Origin of the sequence: Streptomyces flavusporus, assembly GCF_046267975.1 — a bacterium.
Taxonomy (GTDB): Bacteria; Actinomycetota; Actinomycetes; order Streptomycetales; family Streptomycetaceae; genus Streptomyces; species Streptomyces flavusporus.
This window is the reverse complement of record NZ_CP176504.1, coordinates 1-11,989: the sequence shown is the minus strand read 5'-3', so window position 1 is coordinate 11,989 and position 11,989 is coordinate 1. Positions and strand designations below refer to the sequence as shown.

Annotated in this window: 9 protein-coding genes and 1 pseudogene; 4 read left to right on the top strand and 6 right to left on the bottom strand. The window is 71.5% G+C overall.

Annotation, left to right across the window (positions count from 1 at the left end; all coding sequences use genetic code 11):
- The 6 genes and pseudogenes from ACKTSN_RS47495 to ACKTSN_RS47470 form a co-directional block, all read right to left on the bottom strand.
- Positions 1-285 (bottom strand): IS3 family transposase (locus ACKTSN_RS47495; RefSeq protein WP_409475150.1); only part of this gene is annotated, 285 nt, incomplete at its 3' end.
- Positions 282-599: a transposase gene (locus tag ACKTSN_RS47490; protein WP_409469760.1), complete on the bottom strand. Its 318-nt coding sequence runs from the start codon at positions 597-599 to the stop codon at positions 282-284. The genes ACKTSN_RS47495 and ACKTSN_RS47490, both read right to left, overlap by 4 nt.
- A 67-nt stretch (positions 600-666) precedes the next feature.
- Positions 667-1,050: pseudogene (locus ACKTSN_RS47485) on the bottom strand (ATP/GTP-binding protein); the annotation flags it as partial.
- 83 nt (positions 1,051-1,133) lie between these two features.
- On the bottom strand, positions 1,134-3,269 hold the full coding sequence (locus ACKTSN_RS47480) for a Mu transposase C-terminal domain-containing protein (RefSeq protein WP_409475149.1): 2,136 nt from the start codon (positions 3,267-3,269) through the stop codon (positions 1,134-1,136).
- Positions 3,266-4,132, bottom strand: coding sequence for a TnsA-like heteromeric transposase endonuclease subunit (locus tag ACKTSN_RS47475; RefSeq protein ID WP_409475151.1), 867 nt, complete (start codon positions 4,130-4,132; stop codon positions 3,266-3,268). Before ACKTSN_RS47475 ends, ACKTSN_RS47480 begins: the two co-directional genes overlap by 4 nt.
- Before the next feature lie 178 nt (positions 4,133-4,310).
- Complete coding sequence (locus tag ACKTSN_RS47470) at positions 4,311-5,717, bottom strand: DNA-binding protein (protein ID WP_409475148.1); 1,407 nt, start codon at positions 5,715-5,717, stop codon at positions 4,311-4,313.
- Between the two features lie 368 nt (positions 5,718-6,085).
- Here ACKTSN_RS47470 and tap point away from each other — a divergent pair, with 368 nt between their 5' ends.
- The 4 genes from tap to ACKTSN_RS47450 form a co-directional block, all read left to right on the top strand.
- Positions 6,086-8,338 carry a telomere-associated protein Tap gene (tap, locus tag ACKTSN_RS47465; protein WP_409475147.1) on the top strand — a complete coding sequence of 751 codons (2,253 nt, stop codon included), beginning with the start codon at positions 6,086-6,088 and terminating at the stop codon, positions 8,336-8,338.
- 6 nt (positions 8,339-8,344) lie between these two features.
- On the top strand, positions 8,345-8,902 hold the full coding sequence (gene tpg / locus ACKTSN_RS47460; protein WP_409475146.1) for a telomere-protecting terminal protein Tpg: 558 nt from the start codon (positions 8,345-8,347) through the stop codon (positions 8,900-8,902).
- Between the two features lie 581 nt (positions 8,903-9,483).
- Complete coding sequence (locus ACKTSN_RS47455) at positions 9,484-10,659, top strand: AAA family ATPase (RefSeq protein WP_409475145.1); 1,176 nt, start codon at positions 9,484-9,486, stop codon at positions 10,657-10,659.
- A 62-nt stretch (positions 10,660-10,721) separates the two neighbouring features.
- On the top strand, positions 10,722-11,989 hold a 1,268-nt coding region (locus tag ACKTSN_RS47450), incomplete at its 3' end, for a Mu transposase C-terminal domain-containing protein (RefSeq protein ID WP_409475144.1).

Below are 11,989 nucleotides of genomic sequence, written 5' to 3'. Positions count from 1 at the left end.
GCGGTGTTCGCGCATGAGCCGCTCGACGCGCTTGCGGTTCACCAGGCGCCCCCGGCGGCGTAGTTCGGCGTGCACCCGGGGAACGCCGTACGTCTTCTTCGACGCGACGTGGATGACGGTGATCTCGTGGACCAGGGCGAGGTCCTCGCGCTCGCGTACCTCGCGGGCCTGCTCTCCGGCTTCCCAGGCGTAGTACGAGGAGCGGGCCACGCCGAGGACGGCGCACAGCAGGACGACGGTGAAGTGGGCCTTCTCCACGCGGATGAACCGGTATATCTCGCTCACCGGTCGCTCTCCTTCGCGAAGAAGGCCGTCGCTTTTTTCAGAATCTCGATCGTCTTGGCCTGGTCGGCGGCGAGCTTGCGCAGTCGCTTGAGTTCCTCCCGCTCGGCCGCATCCAGCCCGCTCCCGGCGGCCACCAACGTCCCCGCTCCGGTCTGCCCGGTGCCGTTCGTCTTCTTCACCCAGCCCCGCAGACTCTCCGAGCTGATGCCCAGTTCCCGGGCGACCTCGGTCACCGTCCGGCCCGAAGACGCCACGAGCGCGACCGCGTCCCGCTTGAACTCCTCCGAGTACCGCTTCGTGTACTTACTTCCCACCTGGCACTGCTTCCTCTGGGCTCACACGTCCCAGTCTCCAGGTGTCCGCGATCAAGGGGAAGCTTCAGGCGAGGGTCTTGGCGGTGGCACCGGGCGGCACCAGCAGGTACGCGACCGGCACCTGCTGGTGGGCGCGTCCGGGCGGGGCGGGGTGTTTGCGGGTGTGGGCGAGGTGGCAGGTGCGCCCGACTTCGAGCAGGGCGGTCGTTTTCCCAGCCGCGGCGGGGCCGGTGACGATCAGCGAGGGCCGGGCGGTGGTCTGCTGGTGGCGGCCGAGCAGCATCAACGTGCGGACCTGGGTGGCGAGGGTGTCGATGGCGGGGGTGCGGACGGTGACGAACGCGGAGTGGTAGGCGAGGCGTTCTTCCGTGCTGCGGGGTGCGTTGCCAGGCTGGGGCGGGGCGAGAGGCGGGGTAGTGGCGAAGTTGTGCCAGCCCTGCCAGGTGGTGATCGGCCACTCCGGCTCTGCTGCGTGCGTGCCGGGCAGCGGTACCTCGGTGTCGGTGGTGGCGTGGTGGTTGCGTGCGGGGCTGGTCACCAGTTGAGGGCTTCCTGGGCGGGGTCGTAGAGGCCGAGTCCGGTGTACGGGACGGGCGCGTCGCCGTTGTCGACGGTTTCGTCGTCGCCGTCGGCCTGTTCAGCGGCGTCGGGCAGGGTGTCGAGGTCGTCGAGGCTGTCGTCGTCCCAGCTGTCGGCCTGCGGGTCCAAATCGTGGGGAGGGCGGGTGTCGGCCGCGGTCGGGGGTGTTTTCAGTGGTGCGGTGCGGGTGATCAGGCGCTGTTCGCCGGGGGTGGCGGTGCCGGTGTGGGCGCGGCGCATGAGCTGGTCGAGGGCGTCGGCGAGGTCGGCTTCGTGGGTGTCGCGGTCGCCGTGGCGGGCGGTGATGGTTTTGATGTGCTGCCAGGTGGCGCTGTTGAACGGCTGGTGGATGTGGTCGCGGTGGATCCACGGGATCTCTGTCAGGTGTCCGTCGGGTAGGCGGATCCAGACCTGGCGGGCGTCGTGGGGGTTGGTGTGGATCTCCCATTTGCCGCCGCGCGCGGTGACGGGGGAGGGCTGGCCGCGGTAGGGGGCCAGGACGTCCGCGTCGTAGGTGCGGTGGTCGATGCGGATGCCGCGTTCGGTGATGGCCTGCCAGCGCACCGGCAGCAGTTCGAGGTAGTCGCTGCCGCTGAGGGGGAGGGGCACGTGGCCGGCGACGGCGATGAGGGCGGCCCACATCTGGTTCGGGGTGAGCGCCTTCTTGGGCAGGGTGGGGTGGCGCAGGCCTTCGTGGGGGCGGTGGTGGTAGTGGATCAGCCATTCGTCCAGCAGGTCCTGCAGCTGGGCGACGCTGAAGCAGGCCTCGGTTTCGGCGTCCGGTCCGCGGCGGGTGACATCGGAGCCGGTGTAGCCGGGCAGGTGCTGGCACAGCAGCGCGTTGATGGTGCCGAAGGTGCGCTCCACGATGCCTTTCGCGGCGGGGGCGTGGGGCGGGGTGGGCTGGACGCTGATGCCGAGGGTCTCGCAGGCGGCGCTGAACGCCGTGGACAGGTAGACCTTGCCCCGGTCCACGACGATCGTCTCGGGCACCACCACGGGCCGGGCCGCCGCGCCCTGGAGCCGTTCGTCCAGGCTCATCAGCCGCTCCAGTTGGGGGAGCGGGGCGCGGGCGAGGCACAGGGCGTCGGGCCGGGTGGGACGGGCCGGGTGCGGCACGGCCATCTCCGCGAGCAGCAGGGCCGCATCGACGGCCTTGGTTCCGGCGGGGCGCAGAACGGCGGCGAGGATGGCGCGGGTGGCAACGTCGACGGCGATCGTGAGTTCGGGCCGGCCGGTGGTGCCGTCGTCGAAGACGGCCAGGACGTCCAGCCGCGTGGTGTCGACCTGCACCTGCTCGCCCGGCCGCAGCGCCACGGTCGGGGTGAACGCCCGCCTGCCAGCCGGGGTGTTGAGGGCGCGGGCGGGGCGGTGGGGGTGTTCGGCGGGGGCGGCGAGCTGGTGGACGAGCCGGTAGAAGGTGGCCTGGGAGGGCATCGGCACCGTGCCGCGGCCGTGCCGATCCTGAAGGATCTGCGCGACCAGGGGTGTCAGGCCTTTGACGGTGCCCTTGGAGCGGCCGCGCTGGCGGCGCAGTGCTTCCTCGATCGCGGCGATGACGCGTTCGTCGGTGCGCCCGGTGGGGCTGGGGCGGCGGGTGGTGCGGTGGTCGACCAGGCCCCACAGGCCCTGTTTGCGGTAGGCCAGGCGCATGCGCTGCACGGTGGTGCGTGAGACAGCCCCGAAGCCGATCGCGGTCAGCTCCGCGGCCTTGGTCTCCTCGCGCTGGGCGAGCGTGAACCGGTCGGGGTCGTACTCGGCCCGGGGCACCCCACCGGTGCCGGGCCCGCCGGGGAGGCCGGACTCCACCTCGCGGATGTGGCGCTGCCAGGCCAGAGCCTTGCGGCGCGCGTGCTCGGGCGCGGTCTCGAACAACCCCCACTGCGTCACCGCTTGGGGCATCTCGGCCCCCACGATGGTGAAGGAGTCGTCGGCGAACAGGTGCCCGGCCAGCACGGTCTCGTCGTCTCCGCTCTCACCCGCCAGGTGGACCTGCTGCCCGGTCAGGGCGACCACCTGCCAGGTGCCATCCCGGAAGCGGACATGCGCGCCGACCTCGAGCACCGGCCTGCCACCGCGCCGCCCGCTCACCACCCACCCCCGCGATGGCGGCCGTCGGTTCTGGATGCCGCGTCCCCGGCGCCGTCCGTCGCGAGGTGTTCGTCGGCCGACGCGCTGCTGGAGGCGAGGCTCCCGGTGCTGGTGCTGGACCGACGGCCTTCGCCGACGCCGCTGCGAACGAGGACGCGCTCGTGCAGCGGTACGTTCAGGGGCGTGGTGAGGTGTCCGTGCCACAGGGCGTGGAAGACGGCGGGCAGGACTTCGATCGGGTCGCCCACCGCTTCGGCGCCCTCGATCAGAGGCCGCGGCTGTGCGAACACCTCACGTACGGCGGCCGCGAGACGGGGACGGCCGGCGTTGCGGGGATGGCGGTAGCCGGCCAGCCATTTCAGGTTCGCCGAAAGCGTCTTCTCCAGCGGCTCGAGGCGCCGGTAGTTCCAGCCGGCCTGCGCGCACGCCGCCTCTAGGACCGTCGCGGCCCGCTGCGCCCGCTCGCCGCCGGCTTCCGGGTGGCTGGGGCAGTCGGCCAGCAGGGCGGTGCCGTCGCGGTGGCGGGCGAAGAGCTGTGGCACCCACGAGCGGACCTGGCCGCGCGCGTCCCGCCACAGCAGACGGACCGGCCGCCCGGCCAGGCCGACCACCTCGGGGTCGCGGTCCAGCACCATCAGCTGCGCCCGCATCGGGGCCGACCCGCAGGCCACATGCCGGCCGGTCGTCGCCGACCACCACTGGCCGGGCCCCCACCGCCGCCCCGGCACCACCGGGAACGCCGACACCGGCTCCAGCTCCTCGAAGGCCACCGCGAGAACCGCGTCCGCCCACCGCTGCTGCACCACCTGCCCGATGGGGTCGACGAAGACCGCCTCCCACTCGGATCCGGTATCCGTCTGCATGTGCTGTGAGCGGTCACCCGATGCGGCCGCTGCGTCCTTGCTGCCCACGCGCCCCAGTCAAGCCCGTCCTGCCTGCGTGGCGGGCGGCTTCACGGATTTTGATCACGAGTGCCGGGCAATGAGGTATCGCCCTGCGGATGACGGTTCCGTGCACGCCTCCCTGCCTCCTGGCACTTGCTCACCGCTCCTTTCCCGGCTGCCCGTTGCGGTGGGCCGCGAGTGCCTCGGCCAGGACATCGGCCGGCAGGCGGACCCAGCGCGCCAGATCCTCCAGTGCCATCCCGGCCGCGAGGGCTGCTGCTGCGGTCTCCCGTACAGCCTGGTCGATCAGCGTGGCGGCATGGCCGAGGTTGCCCAGCAACTGCTGCGCTGCGTCGGCGGTCTTGCCGTACTGGGCACCGCGCAGCTGGGTCAGCTGCTCTTCGGCGTCGTTGACCAGGCTGGTGATCAGCGCCCGCTGCTCGGCCGGCACCGCAGAGCGCCACGTGGTGCCCGAGCCGGGCGCGCTGCGTTCCTTGGACAGGACGCGCAGCTGTCCTGCCATGGTGGCGGGCTCGTGCTCCTGCCTCAGCCACCACGGATCGTTGCCGTAGCCCGGCGGGCCCCCGGCGCCGCGGCGGATGCGGATGACGGCGCCCATCCACGAGGTCAGCGGGCCGCCGTAGTCGGTCGCGGCCAGCGGTCCCAGCCACGTACGGCCCACCCGCTCACCCAGCCGGCGGCAGAACGCCCCATCGGGGGGCAGCGGCCGCGGCTGCCCCGCCCCGCTGTCCCTCCACACCAGCTCGGCCATCGCCGGGTCCAGCAGCGCGTCGGCCACGGCCACCACCTCGGGGAAGACGACCGCGTCCCGGCCCACGATCCGCCACCGCTCCAGCTCCGTCCCGGCGTTGCCGCCCGCGACCTGGTGCAGCCGCCGCGGCCAGACCGCCTCGCGCTCACAGTGCAGAGCCTGCTCCCACCACCGGGCCACCACCGCGTGCGCCAGCGCGAACACCCTCTCCGGCTCTGCTCCGGCCCGTACCGCCCGCCGCGCCACTCCGAGCCACCGCCGCTGCGCCGCGGCCACTTCCGGCACACCCCGCACGTCCAGATGCTCAAGAGGCTGGTCGGCGTCCGCGTCCAGCAGCCACCGCCCGTGCCGGACACACACCCGCTCCCATCGCGGCGCGTACCGCACCACCCGCACGGCCGTCCCCGTGCGCCGGGCCGCGCACAGGCGGCAGCCGAACGCCACCGGCCCGGCGACCGCGCCCCCGGTCCGCCACGCCGCCGCCGGCACCCCGTGCTTTCCGGCCGACAGCTTGGCGTCCTCCTGTCCCCAGGACGGCAACGCCCGCGCCAGCACGTCTTCCTCGACGCTGCACAGGCCTGCCAGGAGCTGCCGTCCGGCTGCGTTCAGCAGCACCTCGGCGTCGGCCCGCGCGCCCCCGCCGTCGTGCCCAGGCGGGTAGTTGCGCCACTGCCAGCACGACCGCAACGTCTTCGCTTCCATCCCGTAACGGCTCGCGATGCGGCAGATCAGCGACGAGGTCGTCTCCCCCTGCAGGGGAGCGGTCCGCAGCAGGCCGGGGTGATGGGTCACTCCACCACGGTCTCGTGTCCGCCGTCCCGGCGGGCGCTTTCGCAACCGATGCCCAGCGGAATCCAAGCAAGCCGGTTCCCCCGAGGACGGCTGAAGAGCTGATCTCTTTCGCAAGCTGTCTCTCGGCTCCTTCGCCAAGCCGGGGGTCACCCCGAGGTCATCCCAGCTGCTTTCAGTCCCAGCGCACGGAGCTGTCTCTCCTGGTCCCCACAGCGGCCGCGGCGCGCGGACCCAGGTGCCGCGAGGACGGGACACAGGGCAGGACTCCAGCATCGACGCCTACCCAACGCAATTCGTACGCGATACGTACGGCAACCGTACGCTATCCGTACGGTTCCTGGGCTAGGGTGTTGCTCAGGAGGTGTTCCATGTCCGAGTTGTTCGATCGGATCGATGCGCTGGTTGCGTCCCGGTCTGCGCTGCCGCCGCCAGCGGAACGTAAGCGGCTGCGCCAAGCCCACGGCCTGACACTGGACGAAGTGGCTTCAGCCCTGGACGTTCGGCGCGCGACGGTCAGCGGCTGGGAGTCCGGCAAGACCGAGCCGCGGCCGCCGGAGCGCGAGGCGTACGCGCGACTGCTCGGCAAGCTCGCGGAGCTCTACCCCGCCGATCCCAACGCCACGGTGCCCGTTGAGGGCACGGCCGTTCCGGAGACCTTCTCGAGCGCTCCCGCCCCGGCTCCGCAGGCGCAGCCTGTGCCCACAGACGCGGTGCCCGAGGCTGCGGCCATGACGACCGAACAGAACACCCAGACCCGCCCCGCCGCCAACGCCGTGCCTCCGGCTGCCGCGCCCATTCCGGCGCGCACCACCAGGCCGACGTCGTCGCCGTCGCGCCGCCCGGCCGCGAAGAAGGCCGCCCCGGCGAACACCCCGGCCGGTGGCACGGACCTGCGGTTCGAGAACGGTCCGCTGGCGGTCGTCGACATCGACGCCGACGGCCAGGTCCTCGCGTACTGCACGGGCGGGCTGGTCCTGGATGTGCCCGCGAAGTCGATCCCGTCCCTGGTGGAGTGGACGCACAGGGAGGCGAAGCTCGGGGCGCCGAAGCTGTCGGGTCCGGGCAAGGATGCCGATCCGCTGCTGGTGCTCACCGAGGCGGCGCTGGAGCGTTTCGGCCTGCCGGTCGCCCTCACACAGGAGGAGCGGCTCGCCGGGCGGATTCCCGAGGGCCACAAGGTCATCAAGCAACTGGTGCGCGCGGAGTGGAAGCTGACCAAGCGCGGGTTCGGGCCGTGGGCGCGGATCTACCGCCCCGCGCAGGGCTCGGAGCGCGCTTGCGTGCAGCTGTGCATCCCGTCGTGGAACGCGCTGGACACCCGCCACTGGGGCGAGGCCGGGCAGCTGCCGCCGGCGGAACTCGCCCGCGTGCTGGGCGTGTACGGGTCGCGGGTGATGACGCCGCGCGGCTCGACCGCCGTCACCGGCCTGGAGCTGATGACCGCCCTGCACCCGCCGACCCGCGCCTCCGAGCCCGACGCGACGGGCAAGCGGCACTCCGAGCACAACCCCGGCAGCCTGGGCAAGGACCCGGTGGACTGCGCCCCCTGCGAGGCCCCCGACGGGCACCCGCTGCTCAAGGACCTGCCACGCTTCCACGTGCGTGGCCCGGCGGAGAAGCTGTTCGAGGAGGCGTACGACTGGGCGCGGCCGATGACGGATGCCGAGTGCACGCTGCGGCACTTGGTGGGCATCGACGTGAACATGGCCTTCGCCGCCGGCGCCAACGGCCTGACCGTCGGCCTCGGCGCGCCGACGCACGTCAAGAACCCGGTGTTCGATGCGAAGCTGCCCGGCTCGTGGCTGGTCGACCTGTCCCATGTGGATCTGTCGAGGGTGAAGGTCGGCAAGGACAAGTGGGCGGACCTGGACGCGAGTCTGCTGCCGAGCCCGTTCACGCCGAAGGGCGAGCGGCCCGAGGGTCCGGCCTGGTACGCGACGCCGACCGTGGCGTACGCGGTGGAGCTCGGCTACGACGTCACGCCGATCGAGGCGTACGTCCGCTACGAGAACGGCCGTTACCTGGACGGCTGGTACAACCGGCTCCGTGACGCCTTCCTCGCCACCATGGCCGACCTCGGCGTGGACGCCGACCTGTCGCCGGCCGACTTCCTCGCCGCGATGGACGGCTACAAGGAGCGCGACCCGGAGCTGGCGATCGTCGTATCGGCGGTCAAGGCGACGGTGAAGGGCGGCCTGGGCAAGCTGCGCGAACGGCCCCGGGGCGAGGGCTGGAAGCCGGGTGAGCCGTGGCGGGCCCTGTCCCGCCCGACATGGCGGCCCGACATCCGCGCGGCGGTCATCTCCCGCACTCGGATCAACCTGCACCGCAAGATCGTCAAGCACGCGGCGTTCACCGGCCAGTACCCGGTCGCGATCCTGTCCGACTGCGTCGTCTACGCGGCCAACGGCACCAGCCCGCTGGACTTCCTGCCCTACCGGGACGGCAAGCCGCTGCCGGGCGGCTTCAAGCTCGGCATCAACCCGGGCCTGGTCAAGCACGAGGGCACACAGAGCGTCCTGTGGGGCGAGGAGGTCCGCGAGCGGTTCAACGCGCCGGAGCTCAACCTCGCCCGGTACATCAAGGACGGGCAGGTCACGGACAAGGACAGCGGGGAGTAGCAGGAGATGAGCATGTTCGGGGACGGCCTGGACCAGGCGGTGCAGAAGGCGTTCACACGCCCGGTCCCGAAGTCAGCCGGCGCGCAGATGCGGTACCTGGTCAAGCAACTCAAGGGCACCAAGGCCGTCGCCCAGATGCTGCGGGTCTCCCAGCGCACCGTCGAGCGGTACGTGAAGGACCAGATCAAGAAGCCGCGTCCGGACCTCGCCGCGCGCCTGGAGCGCGAGGTGAAGGCCCGGTGGCAGCCGCAGATCCGGGCGAAGGCACGGGAGAAGGCGGCGACCACCGGCGGCATCGTCATCGACACCCGGGCCCGGCTCGGCTACACCGCGCCGATCGGGTCGACGGACCAGGACCGCATCCGGCACCTGACCGTCGCCCTGCCGCCCCGCTACGCCGCCCGTCTCTTCGAGGCCCAGGAGCAGGGCGCCACCGAGCAGCGCCTGAAGGAGATCGCGGCCGAAGCGCTCAAGGAGGTGTACTTCCAGGACAACGGCCGCCGCGCCGGCCAACTGGAAGAGGTCCGCTTCACCGACATCGAGCACCTCGAGTTCGACCTGTAGATCTCGAACAGCCGCGAGCCCGACAGCATCATGCTGTTGAGCCGAAGCACGGTAGTTGCCACAAGGGCGCGCTTGTTGTCACCAAGAACGGCGTAGACCCCTGTAGGGGTCTACGCATTCGGAGTTTTCGAGGTGGTTCTGTACGGCCCTGGTGTCCATCTCTGGCCCGGGGGATTCCTCTACGGGGCAGTGCCGTGTCACGCGCAGCAGGTCTCAAATCGTGTAGCTCTGCGTGTCACAGGCGTCCCGACGATCGGGTTGGTTAGCCCCATCCTGTCGGCAGACGATCACCATGATGCGATCTCTCGGGTTGGTGTCGGTGGTGGTGAGAGTCGGTCGCGCTGGTCCAGGGGGTGGGTGTTACGGGGCTGGTCAGCGGCTGTTTACGGGTGGGTGGTCCGCTGTCATGAGGTGAGAGATTGATGGATGGGATTGCTGTCGTGGGGCTTTATCTCATGGCGGCTGATGTTGTCTCAGGTTCGAGAGTTCTTATGCGGTGAGGTTGGCCCGGTCGGTGTGATCGTGGGGTGGATCAAGAGGTAAGGGCCGGTCGTGGGGCTGTGCTGCCCAGGGGGTTGGTGGTGCGTCGTCTGCTGGAGCGGCAGCAGGCGGGGGAGCTGTCGACCCGGCATGTGCGTGCGGTCTCTGAGACGGTGGGTGTTTCGGAGCGCACGGTGTGGCGCTGGCTGGAGCAGGCCAAGACGACCGGGCAGACGGAACCCGGGGCCCGGCAGGGGTATGCGGTGTCGGACGAGGTGTGGGCGCTGCTGGGCGAGGTCGGAGGGAATGTCGCTGAGCTGAGACGCCGGCTGGCCGCGGTTGGTGGGGCGTCGGTTCCGTCGGCGTCGACACTGCACCGGGTGATCCGCAGGGACCGCCGGGCGGGGCGGGCGTTGATGGTCGAGCGGGAACCGGTGGTGGCCGGGCCGAGCAGGCCCGATCCGCTCAGCGAGCTGGGCTTGAACGTCGTGGCCGGCCAAGGCACCGGCGGGCAGGTTTTTCTGCGGGAGCAGAAGCACCTGGCGCAGGTCCCGGTCCTGGTGCCGGGCGCCCAGGTCGTGCACACGTCCGCTGTGCGGTCGGTGCTGCGGACGGTCGCGCACGCGGCCGCGGTGGGGGCGGTGGTGTGTCTGTACGGCGATGCCGGCCAGGGCAAGACCGTTGCGTTGCAGTACGCCCTGTCCCAGCTGTCGCACCCGGCCCGGGTTCGCCGGGTCCACGTCGGTGTGCACCCGACGGTGCCGGAACTGCGCCGGGTGCTCGCGGATGCCCTCGAGTTGGGCAGGCGTCTGCCGCGCGGGGCGGGGGAGGCCGATCTGATGCTGGTGAACGCGCTACGGCAGCCCCGCGTGCTGGTCCTGGACGAGGCACAGCGCCTTCCGGGGCCGGCGCTGGAGTTTCTGCGCGGGCTGTGGGACCACCCGGACACGGACACGGCCCTCGTGCTCGCGGGTGCGGGCAGCGAACGGGCACTGCGCCGAGTGCCCGCGCTGGCCTCTCGGGTGCTGACCTGGGAGCTGGTGCCGCGTCTTCGCCCGGGCGAGGTGGCAGCGGCGATGACGGCCTTCCACCCGCTGTGGGAGGACGTGACCGCGGACGATGTCGCGTGGGTGGACGAACATGTGGGACACGGCAACTTCCGGACCTGGGCGAAGCTGACCTCGCACCTGACCGCCGAAATCTACGGCAAGAGCCGTGCGGTAGTGGACCGCCGGATGCTGGAGCGGGCCTGCGCACGGCTCATGGGGCCGCTGTGACCGGCGCGACCGGGCCGACAGAGGGCGCTTCCCGCTCCGGCATGCAGGGGAAGGACAGGGGGGTGCGGGGAGGCCTGCCTTCTTCCTCCCTGTCGGCGCTGCGCGGTCCTGCCGTGCGCCGACTGCTCGCCCTGCGGCAGGAACAGAGACTGACCACCCGCCATGTACGGCTGATGGCTCAGTCGTTGGAAGTGACCGAGCGCACGGTGTGGCGGTGGCTTGCCGCTGCCGAGCGTGACGAGACCGCGGCCGCGGAGCCCGGGGCACGGGCCCAGAGCAAAGACCGCTTCTCCGTCACCCCCGAAGTACGCCGCCTGCTGGCCTTGTGGAAGGGGAACGTCGCGGCGGTGCATCGTGAGCTGACCGCTCGCGCGGCCAGGGGCGAGGGGGATCCGCCTCCGTCGATTCCGACGCTGCACCGGGCGATCCGCCGTGATCTGACGCCGGGGGAGCGGGCCGGGCTCGCGGGAGGGGAGCGGGCGGCGCGCAAGCACGATGTGTTCCTGACCCGGCCACGCTCCTGGCGCAACCATGTGTGGGAGACCGACCACGTCCAGGTGCCGGTGCTGGTCGACGTCGACGGCAAGGCCCGCAGGCCGTGGATCACCTGGTTCACCGACTGCGCCACCAACGCGATCACCGGTGTGGCAGTCACGCCCGGGCATCCGTCGCGGGAATCGGTGCTGGCCGCGCTGCGCTCCGCAGTCCTGCGCGATGACCCCTACGGCCCGTTCGGCGGCGTGCCCGAGAAAGTGCGGGTGGACCGCGGCAAGGACTTCCTGTCCCGGACAGTGACCGCCGCGTTCGATCTCCTCGACGTCACCGTGGAGGACCTGCCCGCCTACACCCCCCACCTCAAGGGCACCGTCGAGGGCCTGAACCGTGCGGTGGAGACCATGTTCCTGGCCTCGCTGCCCGGCTACGCCCGCCAGCCGCGCCCCGGCAAACGCTCCTCCCGTCCGAAGGACGAAGTGCTGCTGGGCTTCGAGGACTTCACCACCCAGCTTCTGGCCTGGACGCTCTGGTGGAACACCGAGCACCGCCCGGCGCCGTTGCGGGGCAAGACTCCGCTTCAGGCATGGCAGGACGATCCCACCCCGCTGCGGGACGTGCCGGCCGCAGATCTGTGGACGTTCACCCTGGAGGACGCCGGCACCCGCACGCTGACCACCCGCGGCATCCGCTTCAGGAAACGCGACTACGTGGGGCCGTGGATGACCGGCCAGACCGGGATCCAGGTCCGTATCCGCTTCATGCCCCACCACGACCACCGCATCGAGGTCTACCACGCCGCCACCGGCCGCTACCTGGGCCCCGCGGACCTGGCCGA

Coding starts and splice junctions, on each gene's coding strand:
- ACKTSN_RS47475 (WP_409475151.1), bottom strand. CDS start 4,132: ATGCAGACGGATACCGGATCCGAGTGGGAGGCGGTCTTCGTCGACCCC.
- tap (WP_409475147.1), top strand. CDS start 6,086: ATGTCCGAGTTGTTCGATCGGATCGATGCGCTGGTTGCGTCCCGGTCT.
- tpg (WP_409475146.1), top strand. CDS start 8,345: ATGAGCATGTTCGGGGACGGCCTGGACCAGGCGGTGCAGAAGGCGTTC.